Genomic DNA, 13,581 nt, shown 5'->3' on the forward strand with positions numbered 1-13,581 from the left:
CTTATCTCAAGCCGGTGGAGATGACGGATGCCATCTCATCGGCCGCCTGGATAACCTTCGAATTCATCTCATAGCCCCGCTGGGCCGAGATCAGTTCGGTGATTTCCTTCACCGGGTCGACGTTGGACGCCTCGAGATAACCCTGCTCGATCGTGGCATAGCCGGGATCGCCCGGCACACCGACAATCGCCTCACCGGACGCCTCGGTCTGCGCGAACAGGTTCGATCCGAGCGGTTTCAGGCCGGCATCGTTGGCAAAGATCGCAATCGAGAGCTGGCCGAGTTCCTGCAGATCAATCTGGTCGTCGAGACGCGCAAACACCTGGCCGCTGCTGTTGACGATAACCTCGACAGCATCTTCCGGCACGACGATCTCCGGCGACACGCGATAGCCGTCGACGGTCACCAGTTCGCCGATACCGTTGGTATTGAATGCACCGGCGCGGGTGTAGACGATCTCGCCGGCAGGCCCCTCGATCTGGAACCAGCCGCGGCCGGTCAGCGCGAGGTCGAAGCTGTTTCCGGTTTGCGTAAGCGCACCCTGGACATGGAGGTTGCGTACCGCCGCGGTCCGCACGCCAAGGCCGATATTGGCCCCCTCGGGAACGACTGCCTGATTGCCGATGTTGGGCGCACCCGCCAGGCGCTCCGTCTGGTAGAGCAGGTCGGAAAACTCCGCGCGCGCACGCTTGAAGCCCGTCGTATTCACATTGGCAATGTTGTTGGCGATGACTTCAAGATTGGTCTGTTGCGCCGTCATGCCGGTGGCGGCGATGGAAAGGGCTTTCATCGATCACTCCCTAGATCTGCATCCGGCTGATTTCGAGAAACGCGGTCACGATCTTGTCGCGGATCGCGATCGCCGCCTGAAGGTTCTGCTCGGCGCTCATCACCGCATCGGCGACATCGCGAACGTCCGCGTTCCCTGTCAGCGCCTGGAGCGATATCTGCTCGGCGTTCCGCAGGTCGCTGATCGTTGTCCTGGCCGCCGATTGCAGCGCCTCCACGAAGGTCGGACCGGAGGCAACTCCGGTGGTCGGCACGGCAGAAGCGGACGCGTCGAGCGACGATGACGTCGGATCAAAGCCACGAATACCGGCAATTGCGATAGTGGGTTCCATCAGCGGGATCTCATCAGTTCGAGTGTCATGGAAATCAGGTCGCGGGCCTGCTTGAGCACCTGGAGGTTTGCCTGATACGAGCGGTTGGCCTCGCGCATGTCGGCCATCTCGATCAGCGGATTCACGTTCGGCATCTTTACGAAGCCTGCCTCGTCCGCCGCCGGATGGGACGGATCATACTCGATGCGGAATTCGGATGTGTCGCGGTCGATCGAATCGACATTAACCAGGCTGGCATTCGTTACCCGATCGAGCTCCGAGCTGAAATTGACCAGCTTGCGCCGATACGGATCGCCGCCGGGAACATTCGAGGTGGCGTTCGCGTTCGCGATGTTCTCCGAAACGACGCGAAGACGGGTCGATTCGGCGTTGAGGCCGGAGGCGGCAACCTTGATAGCGGAGGTAAGGTAATCCATTACGAACCCTTCGCAGTCATCAGGATCATCCGGTTGAAGGCGGATACGATCGACGTGTTCAGTTCAAAGGAATGGCGGATCTCGCCGGACTTGACGAGTTCGTCCTCCAGGGACACGCGCTTGCCCTGATTGCTGAACGTCGCCGGCTCCTCGTCCAGCACGCGGAAGGCGATTTCGTTGGCCGATGTTCCGAAATGATTGGCGGCAGTCGAGTTCAGCCGTACCGACGCGCTCGACAGGACATCGGCGAAAGGCTCCACATCGACGGACCGATAGCCGGGCGTGTTCGCGTTTGCGATATTGTTGGCAACAGCGGTCTGACGCACGGAAAGCCATTTCGCCTGCGTCGAAGCCAGTTTGAACAGATTGACGGCAGTCATTGTCGTATCCTTGTCTGCGGAAAACGCTACATCGAGTTTCTTGCGTGTGCCTTGTCGCGACAGCGCCCGCACGCAAACGCTACGGGCGCAGAATCCTTTCGTCGGATGTGAGGATGTACCAGCCGGCTTCGTCATGCCTGAACGAGCGTGCAAACGTACCGTCCGGAAGGCGGGAATGAGGACGGATCAGGTACACGCCGTGGGCGTCACCGACCAATGCGCGCCGGCCATCGACGGCGAACACCTCGAACCCGACGTCCCTGCCCGGGAACTCCTGGTCCAGATCGCCGGTGGCTGCCGCGCGGTCGGGGTCGATCCTTCCCGTGACCAGCGGATCGACGCCGGCAACGCTCCGGTCATCGACGACGAATCTGCCTTTTCGCATGTCGAAGACCGCTTCACCCGACTGCAAGGCAAGGATTTCCGCCTCGGGGATGACCCCGCCCCGCGAGAACGTCATTCGCGGAGGGCCGTACTTGTCCGGGTTCAGGTAGACGTGCCACGGAAACAGCGCCGCCGCAGTGCCGAGACACAGGCCGAGAACGGTCAGGATGTAGTCTGCCGCCGTCATGTCCCGAAACCAGCGGCGACGTCGGCGTGGCTTATGCTTTCTGGTCATTTCTCAGATGGTCCGCAAGTTCAGTGAAGGGATCGGCGTCGGGCGGACTCGGTTGCGACTGCTTCAACGCATCATAGATGCGCGGAACCGTCGCGACCGCGTTGTCGAGTTCCGGATCCGCGCCCTGCTGCCATCCGCCCATGAGGCGCAGATCCCGGGTTTCCTCATAGAGCGCGATCATCGCGCGCAGCTGCGAGACCAGATTGCGCTCCTGGTCACTCCATGCCCTGTCGGCAAGGCGGGAAACCGAGGACAACGGATCGACGGCCGGGTAACGGCCGCGATTGGCGATCGATCGCTGCAGGACGAGATGCCCGTCGAGAATGCCGCGCAATGAATCGCTTACCGGATCGTTGTGATCGTCGCCATCGACCAACACGGTCACGATCGCGGTGATCGAACCGCTTTGCGGCCCGCCCGGCCCGGCGCGTTCCAGTAGCCGCGGCAGATCGGTAAACACCGATGCGGGATACCCCCTGGAAACCGGCGGTTCGCCGACGGATATCGCCACCTCGCGCAGGGCGTGTGCATAGCGGGTGACCGAATCAACCAGGAACAGCACGCGCTTGCCGCGATCACGAAACCACTCGGCAACCTCCATCGCGCAGAGCGGGGCGCGGCGGCGCATGATCGGGCTCTCGTCACTGGTAGCGACGACAGCCACGGATTTCCTCATGCCATCCGGGCCCAGCGTATCCTCAAGGAATTCGCGAACCTCGCGGCTGCGTTCCCCGACAAGCGACACGACGACGACATCGAAGGAATCTGCCCGCGCCAGCATGGCAAGGAGGGTGGACTTGCCGACACCGGACCCGGCGAACACGCCAAAACGCTGGCCGATGCACAGGGGCGTGAATATGTCGATCACCCGCACCCCGGTGCGAAAGGGTTCGCCGACGCGCGCGCGCATCATTGCCGAACGACGCTTGCCCGGTTCAGGCCGGTCGGCCGACGGAATCAGCGGTCCCTTTCCGTCAACAGGTTCCCCAACCGCATTGACGACCCGCCCGAGCCAACCCTCGTCGGGCCGCGCATGCATCGCACCGCTATGCAGCACGATATCGTTGATCGACAGGGAATGCGCGTTGTCGCAGGGCGCGACGAGCACGCGCTCGGGCTCGATCTGCACGATCTCCCCGCGCGTCGCGTTCGGGCCATCTCCGATATCGACGAAATCGCCGAGTGCCGAGTAGCCGGCCATTCCCTCGGCCACAATGACATTGGGATTGATTGCCGTAACCGTGCCGCCGCGCCGCAACGGCCGTTCCCCGATCTCGGAGGACTGAAATGCCTGTCGCAGGCGTAGAAGCGCGTTCATGCCCGTCAGCCGCTCTGGAATGCCCTAATGAGCTGTTCGATCGATTGCTCCGATTTCTCCATGAGGGCGGCCGCCTGCTCGAAGGAGCGTTGCACCTCTATCAGCTGGGTGATCTCGTGCAGTGCATTGACGTTGGACTGCTCGACATAGCCCTGCACCACCCCGGCATTCGGATCGTCGACAATGGGCTCGAGTTCGCCGTCAACGATGATGCCGGCGTCGCCAAATCGCCGGAAGTCAGGTGCCGGCTGGAACGCGAACAGGCCGATCGCGCCAACCTGCTGTCCGCCCTGACGGATGAACCCGTCGCCGCCCACCTCGGGTTCGCCGGCCGCCGGATCAAGCTGAATCGGCGCGCCGCCCGGATCGAGGACGGGATAGCCCGACACCGTCACAAGCCCGCCGTCCGGCGTCATCGTGAACCGGCCATCGCGCGTAACCACCGGACCCGCCGGGGTCTGGACGCCGAACCAGGCGTTTCCGCGAACGGCGAAGTCCAGCGGATTGCCTGTCTGCTCGAGACCGCCCTGCGTGTTGTCAAGGTATTCGACACCATCGACCGAGAACGACAGGTCCTCGCCGGAGATATCCTTGACGAGTTCCTCGAAGCGAATCTCGCTGGCGCGAAACCCGACCGTCTTGGCATTGGCAATGTTCTGAGCGATCGTCGTCAGCCGCTCGATGCGCGCAGCCTGCGCGGACAGGCTGACATAGATTCCGTTTTCCATCGTCCCCGTTACCGCCTGTTCGGTTACCTCTTCAATTGTGCGATCTGCAGCATCAGATCCTCGCTGATTCCCTGCACCGAACCGCCAAACAGCCGAGATACGTTTGCGACCTCCTGGGACACCGTCGCCTCGTTGGTAACATCCCAAAGCGCGGCAAACCGCTGCAGCAATTCGTCGAGCTTGTCCGGATCGCCGAAGGTTTCGATGTCCAAGCGCTCCGAGAGCATCTCGACCTGCTTGTCGATGTCGGCGCTGGCAATGGAATCGGGCAAGCCGAGCGAGGTGCGAACCACCTGGGCAAGGGCCGGATCAGCAAGGATCTCGTAGAAGTTCGAAATCGAGTCCGCCTTGCGCTGGAAATAGAGCGCCAGCCGCACACCCTCGTTGTCGTCGCCGGCCTGTTCCTCGAGAGTCTGCCGGATATAGTTGTCGACCACGCCCTGCTGCGCCTTGGTGAAGATGGTCGCCGATTCGCCGAAATCCTTGAAGTTGAACGTATCGGCAAACTCGACATAGCGGCGGTCGACAAGCTTTCCCGCAAAACTGTCGGCTCCGGGACCGCCCTCCAGAACCTTCTTCATGAAGGCCTTCGCATAGGTCATGTCTTCCAGACCCATCGCCTTCATCGCAAAGCTGAAAAGACGGTAGTCGCCCACGAACTCGTCGACGGTTTTCACATTGCCGATATTCTGGAGATAGTACTCGATCTCGCGCTCGACCATCGGCTGGCTCGATACGCGCTCCAATTGCGTATCGAGATTGCCGACAACGGTCTTGTAGGAAACAAGCGTGCTGATCATCGAAGTTTTCCCAATCTTTCCACATTGGCGATAGCGCACACGCCTTGCGCGAGCCTGTCGCGTTACGTTCAATCCGAATCGTTCGGGTTGTCAGCCCCGTGCAAGGTTTGGATTCTAGCTTGCGGCGGAACACAATTCGGAGTGGTTTCGTGGGTATTCTGATCGGACTGGTCATCACGATTGGCAGCGTCATCGGCGGCTACATGGCCATGGGCGGCCATATAGAAGTGCTGTTCCAGCCTTTCGAATTCGTCATTGTCGGCGGCGCAGCGATCGGCATTTTCATTGTCGCGAATCCGCTCGCGACCGTTAAGGACGCCGGCAAGGCCTCGCTGGAAACGATCCAGAACAAGGTGCCCAGCCGCGAGCTCTATCTCGAGCTTCTCGGCCTGCTGCACCAGTTGCTGCGCGAACTGAAGACAAAGCCGCGCAACGAGGTCGAAAGCCATATCGACGCCCCCGAGGAATCATCGATTTTCCAGCAGTACCCGCTGATCCTGGCAAACAAGGACCTCACCAACTTCATCTGCGACTACTGCCGGCTCATTATCGTCGGCAATGCTCGCCCGCATGAGGTCGAGGCGCTGATGGAAGAGGAAATCAGCACGATCCGGCATGACAAGCTGAAGTCCGCCCACGGTCTCCAGGGCATGGCCGACGGCCTGCCGGCGCTCGGCATCGTCGCCGCCGTGCTCGGCGTCATCAAGGCCATGGGCGCGATCGACCAGAGCCCCGAGATCCTCGGCGGGCTGATCGGCGCCGCGCTCGTGGGAACGTTCTTCGGCGTATTCATGGCCTACGGCGTCGTCCAGCCGCTCGGCTCCAAGATCGCGGTCATCCGCGAGAAGAACATCCGGCTCTACTACGTCGCCAAGCAGACACTCATCGCCTACATGAACGGCTCGCTGCCGCAGGTGGCGCTCGAGTTCGGCCGGAAAACCATTTCGAACTACGACCGTCCGTCGCTCGACGATGTTGAAGCCGAGGCGATGGGTACCGGCGGGAAAGCCGCCTGACCATGAACCAAGTGCACGAACCGACCGCACCGAATCTGGAGATCTTCGACCGGCTTCTCGGTCGCAAGGGCGACGCCACGCGCCTCGATCCCGCGATTCACGCGGTCACCCGGTTTTTCGGCGAGCGCCTGCAAGGCATCCTCTCCAGGGCCGGTTTCGAAGCAGCGTTCGAGGCGACCGGCCATCGGCACACGAGCGCCGAGGAATTGCTCGGGGCCCTGGAAAATGGCGCCATCTGCACGTTCCTTGGCGTCCAGGCCAACCAGCCGCAGGCTTTCCTGATCACGGATTTCGGGGCCAGCAGCGTCATCGCCGAACTCATGCTGGGTGGCGATCCGGAATTCGCATCGCTGTCCGCGAGCCGGCCGCCCACCGATATGGAATGCGACCTCGTGCGCCAGTTCGGGGATTTCATCGGCGAGGCGCTGCAAACGACGCTTTCCGTCGGGGAACAGCCGAAGGCATTGCGGATCATCCGGAAAATCGAGGAGGTCCGCGACGGCGAAGAACAGGAACCGATTGTCGCATTCGATGTGACCATGACCTTCGGCGAGGCGAAACCCACCCTGACGCTGGCGGTCACGCACACCATGCTGCTTCGTATGGCCCGGCCGCCCCAGGAGACGGTCAAGAGACCGCAGCATGGGGCCCGGGAGACCCCGAACCGGCAACCGGAACCTGCCACACGACCGAATCCCAAGGCCCTGGCGGTCAAGGTCCCGGTCACGGGCTCGGTCGTGCTGCCCGCGATTTCTCTCGACGCGCTCGGCAGGCTGCGCCCGGGCGACGTGCTGCCGCTGTCCGAGGAAGGCGATGCCAAGGTGAAGCTGAAGGTGAAGGGACGCCCGCTCTATGACTGCAGCCTCGGCCGCAAGGGCGCCCATTACGCGATTTGCCTGGAGAGGCCGCACCAGGCCATGGCAGACGCCTTGAACGGCATTGGCCTGTCCATGCCCAATCCCGATTCAGAGGAGACCCACCATGAGTGAGCCGGAACCGTCCCCGCTCGACGACCTGCCGCCGCTTTCGGAACAGACACCGGATCTTTCCGATCCTCCCGGCACGCCCGACGCGCTGGACGAGGCAATCGCCGAACTGCAGGGTGTCATCGAGAAGGACTCCGAAATGGGGCCGCTCGACGACGAATTCGCAGGCGCGAACGGCGACCGGCAGGCACCGGGAACACCGTCCGGCGGCCTGCAGGGCATGGTCATGTCCATTCCCGTGCAGGTCGACGTGATCATCGGTTCGGCCGAAATGCCGGTCGCGGAACTGATGTCCATGGAGGCAGGCTCCGTCGTGTCGCTGAACCGGAAGATCGGGGAGGCGGTCGACATTTGCGTCAATGGCACCAAGATCGCGACCGGCGAGATTCAATCTCTTGAGGATGATCCGTCCCGGCTGGGCGTAAAAATCCTGTCGCTGGAACAATCCTGATACACTTGGATCGGGAATCGGATCGGAAGCGCTAAATGGCGAAACGCTACACACTGACCAAACCTCAACGGGCGGCGGCCGTGCTCGTCGCCATGGGGAAGTCGCGCGCTTCGCAGCTCCTGAAGTTCTTCAAGAGCGACGAGCTGCGCGTCATGATTGACGCCGCGCATACCCTCAAGACCATCCCGCAGCCGGACCTCGAGGAACTGGTCAAGGAATTCGAGGCGGAATTCGCCGTTGGCGCCGGCCTGATGGATTCGGCCGAGACGATGCAGAAGATTCTGGGCGAGGCGCTTTCCGAAGAGGAAATGTTCGCGATCACCGGCCGGAGCCACGACCTGCATCCCAATGAACCCGAACTCAGCGTCTGGGAAAAACTGCCGAAGGTCGACACGGACGAGCTCGTCGCGTTCCTCGGCAACGAATCGCCGCAGCTCTGCGCCGTCGTTCTCTCAAGGATGGATTCGAAGATTGCCGCCGCGATCATAGAAAAGCTCGAACCGGGCCTGCGCAAGGCAACGGTCGCCCGACTGCTGTCATCGAAGGACGTTCCAGATCCCGTGCTGGGCACGGTGGAGAACCGGCTGGAGGAAGTATTCGATCTCTCCGGCAACACCGCGGCCGCCGGCGAAGGCGCCTCACGCCTGGCGGACATCCTCAACCAGATGCAGAAGGAAGTGTCCGACGATCTCCTGGAACAGCTGACGCCACTCGTCGGCGAAAAGAAGGTCAACGGCGTCAAATCGAAGCTGTTCCGTTTCGAGGACATCCCCAGCCTTTCCAAGGAGTCGCGGACTGCCCTGTGCGACGGCCTTTCGACGGAAGTGCTGACGATCGCGCTGCGCGGTGCCGACGACGAGCTGAAGGAAGCGGTCCTTTCCTCCATCAGCCAGCGCACGCGCCGCATGATCGAATCCGAACTCGAAGCCGGCAAGGCAAAGGCATCGGAAATCGAACAGGCCCGCAAATCCATCGCCACGCTTGCATTGCGCATGGCGCAGGAAGGTCGCATCGACCTGCAGCATTCCGAAGAAGAAGCTGCCTGACGGCCAGCCGGGTACACTGAATGGCTGAAGAACAGGACAAGGAAAGCAAGACAGAGGAAGCGTCCGAGAAAAAGCTCCAGGACGCCATCGAAAAGGGCAATACCCCCTTTTCGAAGGAAACCCCCATCCTGTTTTCCCTTCTTGCCACGCTGTTCGTGGCCGCGTTCTTCATGCCGGATCGAATTACCACGATGTCCCAGCAACTGGCCACGATCATCGACCAATCCTACGAGTACCGGCTGTCGACGAGCGGCGATATCTACTGGCTGATCCAGCGCATTGCGGTCATATCGGGCGTAACAGCAATTCCCCTGTTTCTGGCTCTTGTCGTCGCCGGAATCGCTGGTTCGGCCATGCAGAACACCCCGCGGGTCGTGGCGGAACGCATCAAGCCGCAATTCTCCAGGATTTCCCTGACGAAGGGCTGGCAGCGCATGTTCAGCGCCAAGGGCTTCGCGAACTTCCTGAACGCGCTCGCCAAGATCGGCTTCACCAGCCTGCTCGTCGCGCTCGTCCTGCACGATCTCGTGCCCCGCATGCTGCAGGGAATGAACATGGAGACCACCGGGTTTCTGGTGGTCCTGAAGAACACGCTGTTCAAGGTGTTCGCCACCATCATCTTCTCGATGACACTGATAGCGGTGGCGGACTGGTTCTGGACAAGGTTCCAGTGGAAGACCGATCTGCGCATGACGAAGCAGGAGGTCAAGGACGAGGTCAAGCAGTCCCAAGGCGATCCGCTTGTGAAGGCCCGGCTGCGCTCCATGGCGCAGGACCGTGCCCGCCGGCGCATGATGAGCGCGGTCCCGAACGCATCGCTCGTGATCGCCAATCCGACCCACCTCTCGATCGCCCTGCGCTATGAAGCAGGCAAGGACGCCGCGCCGGTCGTCGTCGCGAAGGGACAGGACCTCATAGCACTGCGCATTCGAGAAATCGCGGAGGCAAACGGCGTTCCCGTGTTCCAGAATATCGAGCTCGCACGGGCCATGTACGGCCAGGTCTCCCTCGATCAGATGATACCGCCGGAATTCTTCAAGGCAGTAGCCGAGTTGATTTCGATCATCCGCAGGCGTGCGCAAAACAGGTGATCACGATGCTGGCACAAGACATCTGCCTCGAAATCGAACCGCATGTAGCCGCGGCAATCGCAAACCTTGCCGCCGAACTGAGGCTCGTCGATATCGGCGACTATATCGCCTATCTGCGGATGGAGCAGTTCGACTGCATCGCAGACATCGTGCGGGACGCGTCCGAAATGTATTTCACGCCGGGTTTCATAGAATTCGGCAATGACGGCGAAGCCTCGGCGGAATGGGGTTCCCCGCCGGAGGTAACGCTCATGCTGGTCATCAACAGCGCGCGGGCGAAAGCGCATGTGGCGCTGAAGCTGTGCACCGATCACGCCGAGGTGAAGCTCGGCTATGTCAGTTTCGACCATGCCTTCGACGGGCGTCACGATCTGGCAACATTGCTGGTCGACGACATCTTCGACAACATGATCGCGGCGCCCGGCCTTCCCGGACGGATATTTTTCCCGCGGGGCGGGCTGACCGGTCCCGGCGCGCCCTAGGCGTCCAGGCGACCCGCGCCACGGTCGTGTGCAAGGCCGCGCCGCGACATGACAAGAACGCCGCTCCATTCGCGATCCGCGTCGCCGCCATCGTCGGGCGGCGCGACAAAGCCGTGCACGAAGCGCCCGGAACGACCCGACAACCGTGCCGTATAGTGGAACGGGCTCTGTTCGCGGGCGAAGCGCTCGATCAGGGACAGCAGCTCCCTGCGCTCATCGTCCCGATAAGCATCCAGAAACCTGCCGATACCGATAAACTCGTCGTCGACCGGCAATCGGTGAAATACCCGTGCCAGCGGTCCGAGACAGATCAATCCGCGGTCGAGATCCACCTTGAAATGGTCCACGATCGCATGCTTGGAAAACCGCCGCAGTTCGCGGGTGCCGCTTTCGAGATCCCGAAAATCCCGATCCGTCGGCACAAGAACGCCGCCAAAAAAGTCATTCATGTCCAAATTCCGCCATGAGATAGCGCCGCATCGCTTCTTCCACGCGCTGCTTCCGACAAAATGCGGAAAATGTTGATGTCAGGTCCAGAAACCAATCGCGCCTTGAATCCAAACAATCACGAAACGGGATTGCCGCGCAATTTCAATCCTTTGTTAACCTAACTATACGCCGTTTTACTAAAGTTGGACCGGATGGAACATCCCGCTTCCGGCGATCATCCAGACAGCAGAGCATCGGCAGGACAGCCCCACGGGCCGGTTGTCCGCATCAAGAAGCGTCGGCCCCGCTGCGGCCGATGCAGTTGCCGGACAATGCGCCTCCGGACCGGCGAAGCGGCAGGTACAACATGTCCTCAAGCTCCCGGTTGCCCTCGACGAGATCGGCAAGACTGATCTCGTCGAGGGTCTCATAGAAGGATTCGACAGCCTTCTTGAGCGCCGGCTTGAGCCAACATGTATCGATTAGCGGACAGTTGTTTTCCTTCTCGTCGAAACACTCGGCAAAGGGTAGATCCGCCTCGAACAGGCGGAAAACCGCCCCCACCCGGATATCAGACGCCGGCATGGCAAGAACCAGGCCGCCATTGCGTCCGCGCAAGGCCCTGACATATCCGAGACGTGCAAGCTGCCGGATCACCTGGCCGAGATGGTTCTTCGAGGCATTGCATTTCTCGGCAATATCCGACTTGGTGATGTTTGTGCCGGGATTGACGGCACAGGCCATCAATACCCGCATCGCCAAGTTTGTCCGGATCGTCAGGCGCATGGATGCACCGCCTCTGCACAATTCGACTTAAACACGTCCCTTGGTAATTTTAAATGAACCATTCACAACTCGGTTTGATCGAGATCATATATATTTCGCCGATTTTGCACGGACGCGGCGCCCAACAATAGGCCAGCATTTCCTTGATCGAATGCAGGGAACAACGCATGCCAGAACGAAGGGACAGCAAGCAAGACAGCAGCGGTGCGCCTCGGCGTAGAAAGGGCGAAAGCTCTTTTCGACGCGCTGGCTGAATGGGCGGGTCATCTCGTGCAGCCGGACCCTGACGGTCCGATGGGCGGCGTACAACGCGGTTCGGACAGCAGGTCGCGCCCGGATCCAGAAGATCGTCGTGAAGCTTGCGCCCCTCGGCAATTGCATGGCAATCGCCTGCCGGCCGCTGGATCGCCATGTGCCTGGCCGCTTTCCTCCCGGCCTTCCGGATCAGTTCGGCCTGGCGGATGTCTTCCTTCGCTCACTTGCTCGGCAGGTTCTCAAGCCAAGCGGGGTGTGGATGCGCAGGCTACAACACGGCAGCCGCACCGAGAACAGCGGGCGATGCTCGGCGACGAACGCGTGTTTCACTTTGCATCCCTGGCGAAATTGACGGTGGCTCTTCCAGGATATCGCGCTCTTCGGTGCCCCTTTCGGGTTCGCGCTTCAGCCGTCTCATCTCTGCGTCCCTGTCCCGACGGAGGCGAGTTCCTCTTCCACGCCTGGGACGAGTGCGGATTGATGCCCAGCCGCCTCGAGATCTCCGCGACCGGATAGCCTCGCTCGGCAATCTGCGCCACCGCGTACCGTTTGAACTCATTGCTGAAACCGGCTTCGCCCGTCATGGCCTCCTTGCCTCAAAATCAGGGACGAAGGCATCTACGAATCCGCGGGCTATCCACTCCCGCCGGGCGGTCCACGCCGCCCCGCATCTCTCATCCGACAAATCGTTGTCTTGACCCTCACGCCGCGTGAGGCACTAACAAAGCGTTCGGCAACATGCGCAGGAGCACCGTGAGATGGCGAACTACCTGGTTGGCGAGTTGGCGGCAATGGCGGGCGTTTCCGTCCGCACGCTGCATCATTACCACGAGATCGGCCTTCTCGTTCCTGCTCATGTCGGTGAGAACAACTATCGCTACTATGGTCGCGAGGAACTGCTGCGTCTGCAGCAAATCCTGATCTACCGAGAGTTGGGAATACCTCTCGCGGAGATAGGGGCCATTCTCGATGCGCCCGGCTTTGACCGCCTGATCGCACTCAAAGGTCAACGGGAGCGTATCGCCCATGAGGTCGCTCGTTTCACCGAAATGCTGAGGACGATCGACCGCACGATCGCCGAACTTGAAGGAGATCGCGTGATGAAAGACGCAGAATTGTATTCCGGTATCGTGGATCCAAAGAAGCAGGCGGAACACGAGGCGTGGCTGGAACAGAATTATGGCCCCGATGTCCGGGAGCATATCGAAACCAGCCGCCTGAAGATGGAGAACCTGAGCCCGGCTGAACGAAACAGCACGATGTCCGAACTGAAAGACATCGAGCAGAAGCTTGCCATGGCCCTGCGGGATGGCGTGCCGCCCGAGGCTCGTTCGCTTGACCCGTTGATCGAGCGGCATCACGCCTGGGTGGTCTCCGCGTGGGGGCGGGATTGTCCACCGGTCGCCTATGCCGGGCTGGCCGACACCTACGAGCATCCTGACTTCAAGGCTCGCTACGAAGCCATTGAAAAAGGTTTCTCCGCATATCTCTGCGCGGCAATGCGCAGTTGGGCCAAGCGGCAAAGCTGAGGGGAGGCCAGGTGTCGCGTTGACCGTCAACCGGCGCTGCTCTGTGAGTACCGGATCGTTTGATGCTGGGTTTTTCTGCCGGGTTTCACTGGCGGGGAGAGGAGCGGAAACGCACGAAGGCATCGAAG

General features: G+C 61.2%; 18 protein-coding genes. 7 read left to right on the forward strand and 11 right to left on the reverse strand.

What is annotated here, in order from left to right:
- Position 1: 1 nt before the first annotated feature.
- The 8 genes from flgG to HTY61_RS14910 all read right to left on the reverse strand — a co-directional run bounded on the left by flgG (position 2) and on the right by HTY61_RS14910 (position 5,382).
- The gene (flgG, locus tag HTY61_RS14875) at positions 2–790 is read right to left on the reverse strand and encodes a flagellar basal-body rod protein FlgG (RefSeq protein WP_175277536.1); all 789 of its coding nucleotides are present in this window, start codon (positions 788–790) and stop codon (positions 2–4) included.
- 10 nt (positions 791–800) lie between these two features.
- On the reverse strand, positions 801–1,121 hold the full coding sequence (gene fliE, locus HTY61_RS14880; protein WP_175277537.1) for a flagellar hook-basal body complex protein FliE: 321 nt from the start codon (positions 1,119–1,121) through the stop codon (positions 801–803).
- Positions 1,121–1,537: a flagellar basal body rod protein FlgC gene (gene flgC, locus HTY61_RS14885; protein ID WP_175277538.1), complete on the reverse strand. Its 417-nt coding sequence runs from the start codon at positions 1,535–1,537 to the stop codon at positions 1,121–1,123. The genes fliE and flgC overlap by 1 nt, the downstream gene beginning before the upstream one ends.
- Positions 1,537–1,917, reverse strand: a complete 381-nt coding sequence (gene flgB, locus HTY61_RS14890; protein ID WP_175277539.1) for a flagellar basal body rod protein FlgB — start codon at positions 1,915–1,917, stop codon at positions 1,537–1,539. The genes flgC and flgB overlap by 1 nt, the downstream gene beginning before the upstream one ends.
- A 79-nt stretch (positions 1,918–1,996) precedes the next feature.
- Complete coding sequence (locus HTY61_RS14895; protein ID WP_175277540.1) at positions 1,997–2,536, reverse strand: hypothetical protein; 540 nt, start codon at positions 2,534–2,536, stop codon at positions 1,997–1,999.
- A complete protein-coding gene (locus HTY61_RS14900) occupies positions 2,520–3,854 on the reverse strand; it encodes a FliI/YscN family ATPase (RefSeq protein ID WP_175277541.1) in 1,335 nt (444 codons plus the stop codon). The genes HTY61_RS14895 and HTY61_RS14900 overlap by 17 nt, the downstream gene beginning before the upstream one ends.
- A gap of 5 nt (positions 3,855–3,859) precedes the next feature.
- Positions 3,860–4,582 carry a flagellar basal-body rod protein FlgF gene (flgF, locus tag HTY61_RS14905; protein ID WP_175277542.1) on the reverse strand — a complete coding sequence of 241 codons (723 nt, stop codon included), beginning with the start codon at positions 4,580–4,582 and terminating at the stop codon, positions 3,860–3,862.
- Between the two features lie 23 nt (positions 4,583–4,605).
- Positions 4,606–5,382, reverse strand: a complete 777-nt coding sequence (locus HTY61_RS14910; RefSeq protein WP_175277543.1) for a DUF1217 domain-containing protein — start codon at positions 5,380–5,382, stop codon at positions 4,606–4,608.
- 149 nt (positions 5,383–5,531) lie between these two features.
- Here HTY61_RS14910 and motA point away from each other — a divergent pair, with 149 nt between their 5' ends.
- From motA to HTY61_RS14940, 6 genes are read left to right on the forward strand one after another with little or no spacing between them, the layout of a single operon-like run.
- Complete coding sequence (gene motA, locus HTY61_RS14915; RefSeq protein WP_175277544.1) at positions 5,532–6,398, forward strand: flagellar motor stator protein MotA; 867 nt, start codon at positions 5,532–5,534, stop codon at positions 6,396–6,398.
- Positions 6,399–6,400: 2 nt separating this feature from the next.
- A complete protein-coding gene (locus HTY61_RS14920; RefSeq protein ID WP_175277545.1) occupies positions 6,401–7,387 on the forward strand; it encodes a FliM/FliN family flagellar motor switch protein in 987 nt (328 codons plus the stop codon).
- Positions 7,380–7,835, forward strand: coding sequence for a FliM/FliN family flagellar motor switch protein (locus HTY61_RS14925; protein WP_175277546.1), 456 nt, complete (start codon positions 7,380–7,382; stop codon positions 7,833–7,835). Before HTY61_RS14920 ends, HTY61_RS14925 begins: the two co-directional genes overlap by 8 nt.
- 35 nt (positions 7,836–7,870) lie before the next feature.
- A complete protein-coding gene (locus tag HTY61_RS14930; RefSeq protein WP_175277547.1) occupies positions 7,871–8,881 on the forward strand; it encodes a FliG C-terminal domain-containing protein in 1,011 nt (336 codons plus the stop codon).
- A 20-nt stretch (positions 8,882–8,901) separates the two neighbouring features.
- Positions 8,902–9,972: a flagellar biosynthesis protein FlhB gene (flhB, locus tag HTY61_RS14935; protein WP_175277548.1), complete on the forward strand. Its 1,071-nt coding sequence runs from the start codon at positions 8,902–8,904 to the stop codon at positions 9,970–9,972.
- A 5-nt stretch (positions 9,973–9,977) separates the two neighbouring features.
- Complete coding sequence (locus tag HTY61_RS14940) at positions 9,978–10,454, forward strand: hypothetical protein (protein WP_175277549.1); 477 nt, start codon at positions 9,978–9,980, stop codon at positions 10,452–10,454.
- Here HTY61_RS14940 and HTY61_RS14945 read toward each other — a convergent pair.
- From HTY61_RS14945 to HTY61_RS19715, 3 genes are all read right to left on the reverse strand, one after another.
- A complete protein-coding gene (locus HTY61_RS14945) occupies positions 10,451–10,903 on the reverse strand; it encodes a hypothetical protein (protein ID WP_175277550.1) in 453 nt (150 codons plus the stop codon). The genes HTY61_RS14940 and HTY61_RS14945 overlap by 4 nt on opposite strands.
- Before the next feature lie 268 nt (positions 10,904–11,171).
- Positions 11,172–11,639: an RrF2 family transcriptional regulator gene (locus tag HTY61_RS14950; RefSeq protein WP_197945324.1), complete on the reverse strand. Its 468-nt coding sequence runs from the start codon at positions 11,637–11,639 to the stop codon at positions 11,172–11,174.
- A gap of 611 nt (positions 11,640–12,250) precedes the next feature.
- On the reverse strand, positions 12,251–12,508 hold the full coding sequence (locus tag HTY61_RS19715) for a transposase (RefSeq protein WP_175277552.1): 258 nt from the start codon (positions 12,506–12,508) through the stop codon (positions 12,251–12,253).
- A 174-nt stretch (positions 12,509–12,682) separates the two neighbouring features.
- On the opposite strand from HTY61_RS19715, the gene HTY61_RS14960 reads away from it, so the two are divergent.
- Positions 12,683–13,453, forward strand: coding sequence for a MerR family transcriptional regulator (locus HTY61_RS14960; protein WP_175277553.1), 771 nt, complete (start codon positions 12,683–12,685; stop codon positions 13,451–13,453).
- The last annotated feature ends 128 nt before the right edge of the window (positions 13,454–13,581 follow it).

The sequence above is a fragment of the Oricola thermophila genome, assembly GCF_013358405.1.
Classification (GTDB): domain Bacteria; phylum Pseudomonadota; class Alphaproteobacteria; order Rhizobiales; family Rhizobiaceae; genus Oricola; species Oricola thermophila.